11 protein-coding genes are annotated in these 14458 nt (G+C 64.7%); 9 read left to right on the forward strand and 2 right to left on the reverse strand.

Annotation, left to right across the window (positions count from 1 at the left end; genetic code table 11):
• The first annotated feature begins 101 nt into the window (after positions 1 to 101).
• From pyrR to DVO78_RS10275, 8 genes are all read left to right on the forward strand, one after another.
• On the forward strand, positions 102 to 677 hold the full coding sequence (gene pyrR, locus DVO78_RS10240) for a bifunctional pyr operon transcriptional regulator/uracil phosphoribosyltransferase PyrR (protein WP_274380755.1): 576 nt from the start codon (positions 102 to 104) through the stop codon (positions 675 to 677).
• Positions 674 to 1624 carry an aspartate carbamoyltransferase catalytic subunit gene (locus DVO78_RS10245; protein WP_120004809.1) on the forward strand — a complete coding sequence of 317 codons (951 nt, stop codon included), beginning with the start codon at positions 674 to 676 and terminating at the stop codon, positions 1622 to 1624. The genes pyrR and DVO78_RS10245 overlap by 4 nt, the downstream gene beginning before the upstream one ends.
• Positions 1624 to 2976 (forward strand): dihydroorotase, encoded by a 1353-nt coding sequence (locus DVO78_RS10250; RefSeq protein ID WP_202912152.1) that lies wholly within the window; start codon positions 1624 to 1626, stop codon positions 2974 to 2976. The genes DVO78_RS10245 and DVO78_RS10250 overlap by 1 nt, the downstream gene beginning before the upstream one ends.
• Positions 2977 to 3028: 52 nt before the next feature.
• Positions 3029 to 3580 carry a PH-like domain-containing protein gene (locus DVO78_RS10255; protein ID WP_120004811.1) on the forward strand — a complete coding sequence of 184 codons (552 nt, stop codon included), beginning with the start codon at positions 3029 to 3031 and terminating at the stop codon, positions 3578 to 3580.
• Between the two features lie 94 nt (positions 3581 to 3674).
• Positions 3675 to 4820 carry a glutamine-hydrolyzing carbamoyl-phosphate synthase small subunit gene (gene carA / locus DVO78_RS10260; protein ID WP_120004812.1) on the forward strand — a complete coding sequence of 382 codons (1146 nt, stop codon included), beginning with the start codon at positions 3675 to 3677 and terminating at the stop codon, positions 4818 to 4820.
• Positions 4813 to 8151 carry a carbamoyl-phosphate synthase large subunit gene (gene carB, locus DVO78_RS10265; RefSeq protein WP_120004813.1) on the forward strand — a complete coding sequence of 1113 codons (3339 nt, stop codon included), beginning with the start codon at positions 4813 to 4815 and terminating at the stop codon, positions 8149 to 8151. Before carA ends, carB begins: the two co-directional genes overlap by 8 nt.
• Positions 8148 to 8996 (forward strand): orotidine-5'-phosphate decarboxylase, encoded by an 849-nt coding sequence (gene pyrF / locus DVO78_RS10270; protein ID WP_120004814.1) that lies wholly within the window; start codon positions 8148 to 8150, stop codon positions 8994 to 8996. The genes carB and pyrF overlap by 4 nt, the downstream gene beginning before the upstream one ends.
• Positions 8997 to 9110: 114 nt before the next feature.
• Entirely contained in the window at positions 9111 to 10811 is a 1701-nt protein-coding gene (locus DVO78_RS10275) for a PucR family transcriptional regulator (protein WP_120004815.1), read from the forward strand.
• On the opposite strand, the gene menC is transcribed toward DVO78_RS10275, so the two are convergent.
• Together menC and DVO78_RS10285 are read right to left on the reverse strand one after the other, a co-directional pair.
• Positions 10801 to 11925 carry an o-succinylbenzoate synthase gene (gene menC, locus DVO78_RS10280; RefSeq protein WP_120004816.1) on the reverse strand — a complete coding sequence of 375 codons (1125 nt, stop codon included), beginning with the start codon at positions 11923 to 11925 and terminating at the stop codon, positions 10801 to 10803. The genes DVO78_RS10275 and menC overlap by 11 nt on opposite strands.
• 34 nt (positions 11926 to 11959) lie before the next feature.
• Positions 11960 to 12814, reverse strand: coding sequence for a hypothetical protein (locus tag DVO78_RS10285; protein WP_120004817.1), 855 nt, complete (start codon positions 12812 to 12814; stop codon positions 11960 to 11962).
• Positions 12815 to 13003: 189 nt separating this feature from the next.
• On the opposite strand from DVO78_RS10285, the gene DVO78_RS10290 reads away from it, so the two are divergent.
• Positions 13004 to 14410 (forward strand): serine hydrolase domain-containing protein, encoded by a 1407-nt coding sequence (locus DVO78_RS10290; RefSeq protein ID WP_120004818.1) that lies wholly within the window; start codon positions 13004 to 13006, stop codon positions 14408 to 14410.
• Positions 14411 to 14458 lie beyond the last annotated feature (48 nt).

Consider the following 14458-nt stretch of genomic DNA (forward strand, 5'->3'; position numbering starts at 1 on the left):
GACGCAGGTCCGCCGAGAGGTGAGCGGGGCGTGTACCCGCCACCAGGAAATTTCAGCTCCTTTAAGGATCGTCCTGTGAGGCGAGGAAGGAGGCGTAGCAGTTGAGCGACGAACAGGCACACTCGGCTGAGGCCGCAACGGTCATGACAGCAGCGGACATCGACCGCGCTCTGACTCGTATCGCCCATGAGATCGTCGAGGCCCATCGCGGCACTGATGGGCTCGTCATTTTGGGGATTCCACGCCGCGGTGTCCCGCTGGCACGGCGTCTGGGCGAAAAACTGACCGCCATCGACCCGGGATTCGACCCGGTGACCGCACTGGGCGCACTGGACATCACCATGTACCGGGACGATCTGCGCACCTCCGGGGCGCGCACCCCCGAACCCACCCAGCTGCCTGCGGCCGGCGTCGACGGCACCACCGTGGTACTGGTCGACGACGTTCTCTACTCAGGACGTACCATCAGAGCCGCTCTGGACGCCTTGGCTGACTGCGGACGGCCGCAGGCGGTGCGGTTAGCCGTTCTGGTGGACCGCGGCCACCGCGAACTGCCCATCCGCGCCGACCATGTCGGCAAGAACCTCCCCACATCCCGCAACGAACGGGTCACTGTGCGTCTGGCCGAGATCGACGGGCTGCCCGCTGAGCAGGAGCAGGTGGTGATCATCCGGTGAAACACCTGCTGGCCACCGAAGGGCTCGCCTACGACGACGCCCTGGCCATCCTGGACACCGCTGAGGAGATGGCAGCGGTCTCCTCCCGAGAGGTCAAGAAACTGCCCACCCTGCGCGGACGCACCGTGGTGAACCTCTTCTACGAGGACTCCACCCGGACGCGGGTCTCCTTCGAAGCCGCCGCCAAGCGGCTCTCCGCCGACGTGGTGAACTTCTCCGCGAAAGGATCCTCGGTCTCCAAGGGTGAATCGCTGAAAGACACGGTGCAGACCCTTGACGCCATGGGCGCCGATGCGATCGTCATCCGGCACAGCGCCTCCGGTTCGGCCGCTCAGCTGGCGGCCTCCGACTGGTCTGAGGCCGCAGTGGTCAACGCCGGCGACGGCGCCCACGAACATCCCACCCAGGCGCTGCTGGACGCTCTCACCCTCCGCCGGGGCTGGTATAGCGGACACTCCGCCACCGGCAGCCCGAGGGGCACCGACCTGGCGGGGATGAAGGTGCTGATCGTCGGCGACATCGTGCACTCAAGGGTGGCCCGCTCCAATGTCTGGCTGTTGCGCACCCTCGGTGCCGAAGTCCACTTCGCCGCACCGGCCACCCTGCTGCCTTACGGCGTCGTGTCCTGGCCGGTCATCGTCCACTACAGCCTGGACGAGGCGCTTGAGGCAGCGCCTGATGCGGTGATGATGCTGCGTGTGCAGGCCGAGCGCATGGGGGGCGTCTTCTTCCCCACCGCTGCCGAGTACACCCGCCGCTGGGGCCTGACCGATGAGCGGCTGGCCCGCACCCAGGCGATGATCCTGCATCCGGGCCCGATGAACCGCGGAGTGGAGATTTCGGCGGCTGCCGCAGACTCTCCGCAGGCCAAGATCCTCGACCAGGTGGCCCACGGCGTCGCAGTCCGTATGGCCGTGCTGCATCTGCTGCTGACAGGAGAACACTGATGTCCACGACGTATCTGATCACCGGTGCCAGGCCCTACGGCGAAGACCCCCAGGATGTGCTGATCGAGGGGGGGCGGATCGCTGAGATCGGCCCGGACATCGGGCATAGGGCAGCCCCGCAGCTGACCGATGATGCGGTGATCATCGACGGCTCCGGGCTGGTCCTGCTGCCCGGCATGGTGGATCTCCACGTCCACCTGCGGGAACCCGGACGCGAGGACGCCGAAACGGTGGAGACCGGCAGCCGGGCCGCGGCCGCAGGCGGATTCACCGCCGTGCACGCTATGGCCAACTCCTCACCGGTGGCCGATACTGCCGGAGTGGTCGAGCAGGTCCACCGGCTCGGTCTGGACTCCGGCTGGACCGAGGTGTACCCGGTGGGTGCGATCACCAGGGGACTCGGCGGCACTGTGCTGGCCGAACTCGGGGCGATGGCCGACTCCTCGGCCCAGGTCCGGATGTTCTCCGATGACGGGCACTGTGTGAACAATGCCCAGCTGATGCGCCGGGCTCTGGAGTATGTGAAGACCATCGGGGGATTCGTCGCCCAGCACGCCCAGGACGCCCACCTCACCGGCTGGGACACCGAGCACGTTGCGCAGATGAACGAGGGAAAGGTCTCCGCCACCCTCGGGCTGCCCGGCTGGCCCTCGGTGGCTGAGGAGGCGATCATCGCCCGCGATGTGCTGCTGGCTGACTACACCGGCGCCCGGCTGCACATCTGCCACGTCTCCACCGCCGGTTCGGTGGAGATCATCCGCTGGGCCAAGCAGCGCGGGATCCAGGTCACCGCCGAAGTCACCCCGCACCACCTGATGCTCACTGATGACCTGGTGAAGTCCTACAACCCGGTCTACAAGGTCAACCCTCCGCTGCGCACCGAGGCCGACACCCTCGCGCTGCGCGAGGCCCTGGCCGAGGGCATCATCGATTGTGTCGGCACCGACCACGCCCCGCACCCCGACCAGGCCAAAGAATGCGAATGGGCGCAGGCCGCCATGGGCATGACCGGCCTGGAGACCGCGCTGCCGGTGGTGCAGCACGCCATGGTCGAGACCGGGCTGATCAGCTGGCGGCGCTTCGCCGAGATCACCTCCGTGCGCCCCTCCGACATCTACGGCCATGACCACCAGGGGCGGCCGCTGGCCGCAGGCGAACCGGCCAACCTGATCCTGGTCGACCCCTCGGTGACCACCACAGTGCGGCCGGAGGACCACGCCACCAAGGGCCGCAACTCACCCTTCAGGGGGCTGGAGCTTCCCGGCCAGGTGCGTCACACCTTCCTGGGCGGACACCAGGTGCTGGCCCAGGGTGAGCTGACTAGCTCACGCACCGGAAGGACCGCCAGATGAGCGAACCAGGGACCGGACGCGGACGCAGGACGCGGCGGGGAGTGAGTGAACGATGACTGGACTGACTCCGCAGCTGACCAGAAACCTAGAGATGACCGGCACCTATCTGAACTATCTGTGGATCGCGCTGGGCGTCGTCGTGCTGTTCTGCCTGGCCGCCTGGCTGGGGTGGCGCAATCGCAAGCGCCGCCAGGCCGGCGTCGCCGCCCCGGAGGACGTGCCGTCGGAGCTGCTGGAGGACGATCCCCAGGCAGCGGCCGAAGGCATGGTGATCGGCACCGTCAAAGGCGGCGAGTACTTGGAACGCATCGCTGTCCACGAACTCGGGCTGCGCACCACCGGACGCATCGAGGTGCACGCCCAAGGTGTGGCGGTCTTCCGTGCTGGGGCGCGCAATATCTTCATCCCTGCCGCAGCCCTGGCCTACGCTCATACCGACCGGGGGATGGTCGGCAAATTCGTCGAGAAGGACGGGGTCATCATCCTGGGGTGGGCTCTGGGAGAGACCGCCGTGGACACCGGGTTCCGGCCGCGCCGAGCCGATGAGGGGCGTGCGTTGCTGCAGGCGCTGAAAGACGTGATTGACGGAAAGGGCACAGGATGACCGCTTTAGGCGTGATGGCTGCGTCGAGGTGGCCGAGAGGCGAGCGGGGTTTCCCCGCCGCAGGGATCAGCACTGTCGAAGGAGAGATTCTCACATGAGCGAAGCTTTGCTGATCCTGGAGGACGGAACCGTCTACCGGGGCACCGCCTACGGTGCGGTCGGTGCCACCCTGGGCGAGGCGGTCTTCGCCACCGGGATGACCGGCTACCAGGAGACCCTCACCGACCCCAGCTACGCACGGCAGATTGTGGTCCAGACCGCTCCGCACATCGGCAACACCGGGATCAATGATGAGGACCCCGAATCCCGGCGGATCTGGGTGGCCGGCTATGCGGTGCGCGAGGCCGCCCGGATTCCCTCCAACTGGCGCTCGGTGCGCAGTCTGGACGATGAGCTGACCGCCCAGGGCATTGTGGGCATCAAGGACATCGATACCCGCGCGGTGACTCGCCGGCTGCGGGACCGCGGCTCGATGAGGGCTGGGATCTTCTCCGGGGAGGCCGCCCGGCCTCTGCAGTCCGAGCTGCTCGAGACGGTGCGGACTCAGCCCGATATGCTCGGTGCTCGGCTCGCCGAGGAGGTCACCGCAGAAGGACCCTATGTGATCGAGCCGGCCGCCCACGGGTGGGGTGCTGAACCGATCGCCACCGTGGCAGCCATCGATCTGGGCATCAAGACCATGACCCCGGTCCGGATGGCCGAGCGTGGACTGCGCGTGCATGTGCTGCCGGCCACGACCACCTACGCCGAGATCCAGGCACTGGGCCCCGACGGGGTGTTTCTCTCCAACGGCCCGGGCGATCCGGCCACCTCGGATGATCAGGTGCAGCTGCTGCGCCAGGTGCTGGACACCAAGACCCCGGTTTTCGGGATCTGCTTCGGCAACCAGATCCTGGGCCGAGCGCTGGGCTTCGGCACCTATAAGCTGCCTTTCGGACACCGCGGCATCAACCAGCCGGTCATGGACCACACCACTGGAAAGGTGGAGATCACCAGCCAAAACCACGGCTTCGCCGTGGACGCCCCGGTGGGGGAGACCGTCACCGCCCCGGAGCCCCGCTACGGCCGCGTACAGGTCAGCCACAGCTCGCTCAACGACGGTGTGGTCGAAGGCCTGCGCTGCCTGGACATCCCGGCCTTCAGCGTCCAGTACCACCCCGAGGCAGCGGCCGGGCCGCATGACTCCGCCTACCTCTTCGACCGTTTCGTGGACCTGATGAAGGAGCACCAGAATGCCTAAGCGCGCTGACCTCAACTCCGTGCTGGTCATCGGGTCCGGGCCGATCGTCATCGGCCAGGCCGCCGAGTTCGACTACTCCGGCACCCAGGCGCTGAGGGTCCTGAAGGAGGAGGGCATCAGGGTCATCCTGGTCAACTCCAATCCGGCCACCATCATGACCGACCCCGAGTTCGCCGACGCCACTTACGTGGAACCCATCAGCCCGGAGGTGGTCGCCAAGATCATCGCCAGGGAGCGGCCCGACGCACTGCTGCCCACACTGGGCGGGCAGACCGCGCTGAACGCAGCGATCGCCTTGGATAAGAACGGCACTCTGGCTGAATACGGGGTGGAGCTGATCGGTGCCAATATCGCCGCCATCGAACTCGGCGAGGACCGTGAGAAGTTCAAGGGCGTGGTGGAGCGCTCCGGGGCGGAGTCGGCCAAATCGGCCATCGTGCACTCCATGGAGGAGGCCCTCGAAGCCGTCAAGGGGCTCGGCTACCCGGTGGTCGTCCGGCCCAGCTTCACCATGGGCGGGCTCGGTTCCGGCATGGCCTATCACGAGGCCGACCTGCGCCGGATCGCCGGGGCGGGCCTGCAGTACTCGCCCACCACCGAGGTGCTCCTGGAGGAGTCCATCCTCGGCTGGAAGGAGTACGAGCTGGAGATGATGCGCGACGCCAATGACAACGTCGTCGTGGTCTGCTCCATCGAGAACCTGGACCCGGTCGGTGTGCACACCGGCGACTCCATCACCGTGGCCCCGGCGATGACGCTGACCGACCGTGAGTACCAGAAGCTGCGCAATATCGCGATCAACGTCATCCGTGAGGTCGGGGTGGACACCGGCGGCTGCAATATCCAGTTCGCCGTGGAGCCGGATACCGGCCGCGTCGTCGTCATCGAGATGAACCCCCGGGTCTCCCGGTCCTCGGCGCTGGCCTCGAAGGCCACCGGCTTCGCCATCGCCAAGATCGCCACCAAGCTGGCGGTGGGCTATACCCTGGATGAGATCCCCAATGACATCACCCAGAAGACCCCGGCCAGCTTCGAACCCACCCTGGACTATGTGGTGGTCAAGGTCCCCCGGTTCGCCTTCGAGAAGTTCCCGGCGGCCGATCCCACGCTGACCACCACCATGAAGTCGGTGGGCGAGGCGATGGCGATCGGCCGGAACTTTACCGAGGCCCTGCAGAAGGCTCTGCGGTCACTGGAGCAGCGCGGCAGCGAGTTCTCTTTTAGCCTGCCAAGAGAGCGAACCGGGGACACGGAGAATCCGCAGGATTCTTCGGGAAGCGAGCGAACGGAGGATACGGCAACGCTTCTGGAGGGAATGGCCACCGCCACCACCGAACGGATCTATCAGGTGCAGCGCGCGCTGCTTGCCGGAGCTGAGCTGGAGGAGATCTACCGGATCACCGGCATCGACCCCTGGTACCTGGACCAGTTGGTGCTGATCAATGAGGTCGCTGAGCAGGTCCGCGGTGCTGAGGCCCTGGACGAACAGACGTTGCGGCTGGCCAAGCGGCACGGGTTCTCCGATGAGCAGATCGGCCGGCTGCGGACCATGGACCCCGCCGTGGTGCGCGGAGTCCGGCATGCGCTGGGCGTCCGTCCGGTCTACAAGACGGTGGACACCTGCGCCGCTGAGTTCCCGGCGTTCACCCCCTACCATTACTCCAGCTACGACCTCGAAGACGAGATCTCCGAGCACCCGAGCCCCTCGGTGATCATTCTGGGCTCCGGCCCGAACCGGATCGGTCAGGGCATCGAGTTCGACTACTCCTGCGTGCACGCCACGATGGCCCTGCGCGAAGCCGGCTACGAGACAGTGATGGTTAACTGCAACCCGGAGACCGTCTCCACCGACTACGACGTCTCCACCCGCCTCTACTTCGAGCCGCTGACCCTGGAGGACGTGCTGGAGGTCATCGCCGCCGAGGAGCGCACCGGGGGAGTGGCCGGGGTGTTCGTCCAGCTGGGCGGCCAGACCCCGCTGAAGCTGGCCCAGCAGCTGGCTGATGCCGGAGTGCCGATTCTGGGCACCTCGCCGGAGGCCATCGACCTGGCTGAGCACCGGGGAGCCTTCGACCAGGTGTTGACCTCCGCGGGGCTGATCGCCCCGAAGAACGGCACCGCGGTCAGCTTCGAGGAGGCCAAGGCGGTGGCCGATACCATCGGCTATCCGGTGCTGGTGCGGCCAAGCTACGTGCTGGGTGGGCGCGGTATGGAGATCGTTTACGACGAGCCCGGCCTGGAGCGTTACATCGCCAACGCCACCGAGGTCACCCCCGAGCACCCGGTGCTGGTGGACCGCTTCCTCGAAGACGCCATCGAAGTCGACGTCGATGCCCTCTACGACGGCCAGGACCTCTACCTCGGCGGGATCATGGAGCACATCGAGGAAGCCGGAATCCACTCCGGCGACTCCGCCTGCGTACTGCCGCCGATCACCCTGGGCCCGGATGTGCTGCAGCGGGTACGCGAGGCCACCGCCGCGATCGCCTCCGGTGTGGGTGTCCGCGGGCTGATCAACATCCAGTTCGCCGTCGCCTCCGATGTGCTCTACGTGATCGAGGCCAATCCCCGGGCCTCGCGTACCGTGCCGTTCGTCTCCAAGGCCACCGGGGTGCAGCTGGCCAAAGCTGCTGCACTGATCGGCACCGGTATCAGCATCGCCGAGCTGCGCGGCGGCATCCTGCCAGCCTCCGGAGACGGCTCACTGCTGCCCCCGGCCGCGCCCGTGGCGGTCAAGGAGGCAGTGCTCCCGTTCGCCCGGTTCCGCACCGCCGAGGGCCGTGTGGTGGATTCGCTGCTGAGCCCGGAGATGCGCTCCACCGGGGAGGTGATGGGGATCGACAAGCATTTCGACACGGCCTTCGCCAAGGCTCAGCTCGGTGCTAACAATCCACTGCCGACCTCCGGGAAGGCGTTCGTCTCGGTGGCCAACCGGGACAAACGAGGTGTCATCATGCCGGTGAAACGGCTTGCTGACCTCGGCTTCTCGATCGTCTCCACCGGTGGCACCGCCGATGTGCTGCGCCGCAACGGCATCAGCTGCGAGGTGGTCAGCAAGATTGCCGGAACCTCCGAGGGCGAAGGCACGGTGATCCCACTGGTGGAGTCCGGCGAGATCGCGCTGATCATCAATACACCCTCCGGCGGTGACGCCCGTAGTGACGGCTACGAAATCCGGGCCGCGGCTACCAGCCTCGGAGTGCCGGTGATCACCACCATCGCGGAGTTCGGCGCTGCCGTGCAGGCCATCGAGGCTCTGCGGACCCACAGCTGGTCGGTGGCCTCCCTGCAGGAGCATGCCGCCATTCTGCATGAGGCAGGCCTCTCATGAGTTTTGGTGAGAGACTTGCACAGGTCATGGACACTTACGGGCACCTCTGCGTGGGCATTGACCCGCACCCAGAGATCCTCCGAGACTGGGGGCTGCCCGAGGACGGCACCGGCCTCAAAGAGTTCGGCCAGCGCATCATCGAGGCCGCCGCGGGTCGGGTGGGCGTGGTCAAGCCTCAGGTGGCGTTCTTCGAGAACTACGGCGTTTCCGGTATGCAGGCGCTGGCCGAACTCATTCGTTCTGCCAAAGAGGCAGGAATGCTGGTGATCGCCGATGCCAAGCGCGGCGACATCGGCTCGACCATGGCCGCCTATGCCTCAGCCTGGCTGAACCCGGAGAAGGACTTCGCCGTGGATGCACTCACCGTGAGCCCCTATCTGGGCTTCGGGTCGCTGAGCCCGGCAGTGCAGGCTGCTCACCGCTACGGTGCCGGCCTCTTTGTGCTGGCTCTGACCTCCAACCCGGAGGGTCAGCAGGTGCAGCTGGCTCAGGGGCACCCACGTACGGAGGAGAGGCAGAGCACAGTGGCTGGGCAGATAGTGGAGCAGGTTGCGTCGTCGAACGTTGTCTATGCCGACCAGCCATTGGGCAGCATCGGACTGGTGGTCGGGGCAACCACCGCTCATCTGGCCGCCGAGTACGGCATCGACCTCGCTGAGGGCCGTCCGCCGATCCTGGCCCCCGGCTACGGGGCTCAAGGGGCAACGGCGCAGCAGCTTCGCGCAGGGTTCGGAGCCGCCTGGGAGCAGGTGCTGGTCAGCTCATCCAGAGGTATTCTCGCCGCTGGCCCGCAACAGGCAGATCTGGTCTCAGCGATCGAGTCATCACGCGCTGAGCTGAGCTGAGCTTTCTGTCAACTGACTTTTCTTGGCCCGAGTGGCGCGACGTTTCGTTACGTTTATGTTTAAGCTGCTTGAGAGACCATGTGAAATGGCTCCCAGAAGGCTAAAGTACTAGGCATGGCAGGGAAATCAGCCACCTCAGCTCGGTGGCTGGAGACTGTCTCGGCTGACTTCCCACTGAGCACTCCGCCTACTCTTTCCAAGGTATTGGAGGATCTCGGCTCCACCTTTTTGCAGCCGCTGACTTCCGCACCCGATCTTGAACGGCAGCTCAGAGGCATCATTGTCTACGACCCCCTAGATGAACAGACTTTCGGTCAGGACACGATGGTGCTGGGGGTCAGCCTGGCCGCAGGCCCTGAGGTGCGTGCCCTATTGACCACCTTAGGTGAGTCCCGGAGCGCAGCGTTGGTACTGCGTGAGCCTGCTGTCATTGATGCCCCTACTGCCGCCGTAGCCCGGAAGAACGGCATCACCCTGCTGGGTCTGACTAAAGGGGCCTCCTGGAGTCAGCTGGCTGCGATGCTCTCATCCATCCTGACCCAGACCTCAGCCCAGAGGGACGGCGAACTGATCGGAGGTATCCCGCCTGGCGATCTCTTCGCACTGGCGAACGCCATCAGTGCGCTCATCGACGCCCCGGTCACTATTGAAGATAGAAACTCTCGTGTGCTAGGTTTCTCCACCCGGCAGGAAGAGGCTGACTATTCCCGCATTGAGACCATCTTAGAGCGGCAGGTGGCGGAGAGATACCTACGCATCCTGGTTGATGCAGGAGTCTTCCGCGAACTGTACTCCAGCAATGGGCCAGTCACCATCGACAGTGCTTCCCTCGGCGTAGGTGAGGTGAGTCGTCAGGCAATAGCAGTGCGGGCCGGGGACGAGGTGCTGGGCTCTATCTGGGCTGCCGCTGCTGAACCGATGTCCCCCACACAGCTCTCCGCACTGAGCGAGGCAGCCAAGCTTGTAGCTTTGCATATGCTGCATATTCGGGCTAGTTCTGATATGGAACAGTCGATGCGCGTTGAGCTGCTTGGTGCCGCACTCAAGGGTGGAGAGGGAGCGGGCTTTGCTTTGGAGCGGTTGGGCCTGGGCAAGACGGCGCTTAGTGTCTTCGCTGCTGTGCCAATCTGCGTCGAGCAGCAGGACCTGCAGAGCGTAGGACGCAATAAGGCAGAGCTGCAGCGTATAGCCGATGCAGTTTCAGTCCATCTTGCAGCGGTGCATCCCAGTGCTTGCGCAGCTCTGCTCGGAGAGACCATCTACGGTCTGATTCCCACCCCGGCTGTGGGAGACGCAGCACAGCAGACGAGGGTGCTCATCGAGGATCTGCTGACTCGGCTCAGTCAGAGGGCCCCGCTGCTGATCGGAGTAGCAACTCCCTCGGCTGGGACATCGAAGCTGGCTGAGGTACGTTACGGAGCTGAACGGGCGCTGCGTGTACTGCGGGAGAAAAGACCGGATCTGCCACAAGTAGTGAACTTCGAAGATATTCAGATTGAGGCGCTGCTGCTGGAGATGCGTGACCGACTCACCGATGGAGGTGAGCAGCTTACCGGCCCCGTGGCGCGGCTCGTCAAGCACGATGAGGCTAAGGGGACGGAGCTGGTGGCTTCACTGCGGGCCTGGCTGGACTGTATGGGGGATATTTCTTCGGCCGCTGAGGAACTTTTCATCCACCCCAATACACTGCGCTACCGATTGCGCCGCGTGGCTGAGGTCGGCCAACTGGATCTCGTAGATCCAGATATGCGCTTTGCTGCTCAGATGCAGCTACGCATGTTGCACCTAGAGACCGCCTCAGGCGCTAAGGAGTGAGTTCTACGGTGCCGGTGCTGAACCGGCGGAGCTGCTCCCGGTCCACTTCAACGCCGAACCCCGGCCCCTGCGGAACATCCACCCACCCGTCATGCATCCGGATCGGCGCCGCCACGATGTCCTCGGCGTAGAAGCGATCGGAACCGGAGATATCCCCCGGCAGGGTGAACCCGGGTAGGGCAGCTAGAGCCGCATTCGCCGCCCGGCCCACTCCGGTCTCCAGCATCCCCCCGCACCAGACAGCAACCCCGTGAGCCCGGGCCAGATCGTGGATGCGGCGGGCCTCAAGATATCCCCCGACCCTTCCGGGTTTGATGTTGATCACTGCGGCGGCACCGAGCTGAATGGCATCAGCGGCTCCCTGGGCCGATTCCACCGACTCGTCAAGGCAGATGGGAGTGGTCATCTGTTGGGCTAGCTGGGCGTGTTGACGCAGATCATGTTCGCTGAGCGGCTGCTCGATGAGCAGCAGCCCGTACTCGTCCAGCCGTCGCAGTTGCGGCGCGTTGGTGAGCGTATAAGCGGCATTGGCATCCACTTGGAAGGGCAGCTGATTGCCGAACTCCTTCCGCACTGCGGCCACATGCTCCAGATCGTAGCCGGGTTTGATCTTCAGCTTGATACGTGCATAGCCCTGCTCCACATAGTTGGCCACTGTCTTCAGCGTTTCCGCCACAGTGGGCTGGATGCCCACGGAGACCCCGGAAGGAACGGTGCTGGTCACTGCACCGAGATATTCGGCAAAGGACTGACCGCGCAGCCGCAGTTGGGCGTCCAGCACTGCCATCTCCAGTGCAGCTTTAGCCATGGGATGTCCCACAATATGACGCAGCTGGTGGGTCACGGTCTCAGCGGTGAGATGATCGGCGGCGAAGAGTGCCGGGGCGAGCCATCGCCGAATGACATCTGCAGCCCCTGCGGTGTATTCCGCAGAATAGAAGGGCTGCGGCAGAGCCACATTCTCTCCCCAACCGGTGATGGTTCGGCCCGTATCATTGCTGAACTGGCCCTCGACCAGGAAGCATTCCCGGCGGGTTTGGGTGCTGAAAGATGTGGTGAAGGTCGCCACCAAGGGCAGTTCCACCATATGCAGGCGCAGACTGATCAGTTTCACAGGGTCTCCTCTAGAGATGATGCAGGGGCTGAGGTCAGGGGGCGCGTTGCAGAATGTAGCGGCCTTCGCGGGTTACATCGGCGATCTTCCAGCCTTCACCCATCAGCTGGGTGAAGGCGGTGCGCGTCTCCTGCCGCCACTGCAGGGCCAGCTTGGGAGAGCGGCGGCGCAGCTCCGTGATATCACGCGGAATCTCGATGAGGGCTGTGCCCGCGCGCTCAGGCGGAGGTGTGTATCTGCCAGGAGTGTTGTCCTCGTTCCTGCCCAGCGCGGTATGGCCATCTGCCGCCCCGGCGGCGTAGCGTAACCCCACCGGCGCAGTGAGGTCCCAACGCATCAGCATCCGGTCTGAGCCCTGTCCGGCATTGACCGCATCGGGGAGCTCTCCGTAGAAATCGGGGTAGTAACGGCTGGCGGAAGCACCAAGTCGGTGGATGTTGAAATAGGCGTTGCGGCTCACCAGTGGATCGAAGGTCCAGGTTATCTCGCCTATGCCCTGCTGTAGGCACCAGGCTCGTTGGTACAGCTTGACCACCAGTCCGTGGCCGCGGCCGGTCTGTCCATCCAGCAGCCCCACAATATGGGAATGGAAGGGGGATCCTGGGGGGCCGCAGAATCCGGTGGCTGCTCCTATATCTGTTCCCTCAACGGAGGCCACGAGCACCAGATTCCCGGCATGGGCCAGGGCCACCATCATGGAGGGGTCGATGATCTCCCGGTCGGGCATGGCCCAGATCGAGTTGAGTATTGCCCCGGCCCGGCGGCAACCTTTCCCATCCTGGACAGCGTCGATCACCAGGCCGGAGAGGGTTGCGGTATCAGTGGCCAGCTGCCAGGCCTCCGTCAGGAGGGACGCAGTTGGCGGGGAGGTTCGTGTATGGGTCACCATATAAGCCTTTCGCAGGCCGCAACGTGTCGCATTGTGGCAGCGCCCTATCCTGGCCACCAGCTTTTGTGGGATTCGACAACAGCCTTCCGCACCTTGCCGGGCGCTCTTGTGTCATTTCACGAGCCGGGGCCTGGAACATTGTCCGGCTGGACGAAGTGACGACCATGTCGAGCTCTTTACTGTTGATGCATGGCTAGAACTGATGTAGATGCCCAGCAGATCCGAGAGCTCCTTGCTGAGACCCTCCCCGCCCTGATCCATAAGCACGGCGCACCCGGGGCCACGGCCGGAGTGCTCATCGACAGGGAGATCGTCGATGCCGCAGCTGGGGTGCTCAACCTAGGTACCGGTGTGGAGGCCACCACCGACTCCCTGTTCCAGATCGGCTCCATTACCAAGGTGTGGACCGCAACTCTGGTTATGCAGTTGGTGGATGAAGGGCTGCTGGACCTTGATGAACCCATCCGCAAGCATCTGCCAGAATTCACCATCGCTGACGAGCAGGCCGCTGGAGCCATCACCGCACGCCAGCTACTCTCCCACCAGGCCGGCTTTGAGGGCGACCTGTTCACCGATACCGGCCGCGGCGAGGACTGCGTGGAGAAGTACGTCGCCACGCTCACCGAGACCCCGCAGCTCTTCACACCCGGCTCTCAGTTCTCCTACAACAACGCCGGATACGTGGTACTCGGCCGGTTGGTGGAGGTGCTGCGCGGCAAACCCTATGACCAGGCGCTTACTGAACACCTCATCCAGCCGCTAGACCTTGCCCACACAGCACCAGGTCCGTACGAGGCTCTCCTCCACCGTGCAGCCCTGGGGCATATTCCCGGACCAGATGGCAAACCGGTGCCCGCTCCCATCTGGAGCATGGCCCGGTCCAATGCGCCGGCTGGCTCACAGCTGTCGATGAGTGCGGCAGATCTTCTGCGTTTCGCACAGTTGCATATCGCCGATGGACATGTAGCAGGCGGGAAGCAGGTGCTCTCGGAAAACTCTGTACAGGCTATGCAACAGATTCAGGTAGAGGTCCCTGAGCTCGGTCTGCTGGGCGATGCCTGGGGGTTGGGCTGGGAGATCGATGAGACCCCCGCCGGGCGCATGGTCTCCCATGATGGCTCCACCATCGGCCAGAACGCATTCCTACGCGTGATACCCGAACTCGGTATCGCTGTGACGCTGTTGACTAATGGCGGAGATGTCATGGCCATTTACCGCGAGCTCTTCGACATTCTCTTCGAGAAGCTCAGCGGGAAGAAGCTGCTGAAGCCGCTGCCGGTGCCGGAGGGAGAGCCGGCCCTAGTGGATGAGCAGACCGCAGCTCGTTTCCTTGGCACCTACTCGGCCTCAGTGCTGGACATGGTGGTCTCCCAGGATGAGGCCGGGTTGCTCTGGATCGACGAGATCCCCAAGGGGCTATTTGTTGAGCTGGGCCAGCCGCCCACCCGATCCGCCGTGGTCCCACACCGCGGCACCGGCCTGGTCACCATGGAGAAGCGGATGGGCACGCATTTTCGTTACGCCTTCCTCGGCGACGACGGCAGCGGAAGAGCCCAGTTCCTGCACACCGGCCGTGCTATGCCGCGCAGTACCTAAAGCTATAGCACACCTGCCTCACCCCCTCATTCGCACTCACACCGAAGG

This window comes from Nesterenkonia muleiensis, assembly GCF_003600155.1.
Lineage (GTDB): Bacteria > Actinomycetota > Actinomycetes > Actinomycetales > Micrococcaceae > Nesterenkonia > Nesterenkonia muleiensis.

Coding starts and splice junctions, on each gene's coding strand:
- DVO78_RS10250 (WP_202912152.1), top strand. CDS start 1,624: ATGTCCACGACGTATCTGATCACCGGTGCCAGGCCCTACGGCGAAGAC.
- DVO78_RS10255 (WP_120004811.1), top strand. CDS start 3,029: ATGACTGGACTGACTCCGCAGCTGACCAGAAACCTAGAGATGACCGGC.
- carA (WP_120004812.1), top strand. CDS start 3,675: ATGAGCGAAGCTTTGCTGATCCTGGAGGACGGAACCGTCTACCGGGGC.
- carB (WP_120004813.1), top strand. CDS start 4,813: ATGCCTAAGCGCGCTGACCTCAACTCCGTGCTGGTCATCGGGTCCGGG.
- pyrF (WP_120004814.1), top strand. CDS start 8,148: ATGAGTTTTGGTGAGAGACTTGCACAGGTCATGGACACTTACGGGCAC.
- DVO78_RS10275 (WP_120004815.1), top strand. CDS start 9,111: ATGGCAGGGAAATCAGCCACCTCAGCTCGGTGGCTGGAGACTGTCTCG.
- DVO78_RS10285 (WP_120004817.1), bottom strand. CDS start 12,814: ATGGTGACCCATACACGAACCTCCCCGCCAACTGCGTCCCTCCTGACG.
- DVO78_RS10290 (WP_120004818.1), top strand. CDS start 13,004: ATGGCTAGAACTGATGTAGATGCCCAGCAGATCCGAGAGCTCCTTGCT.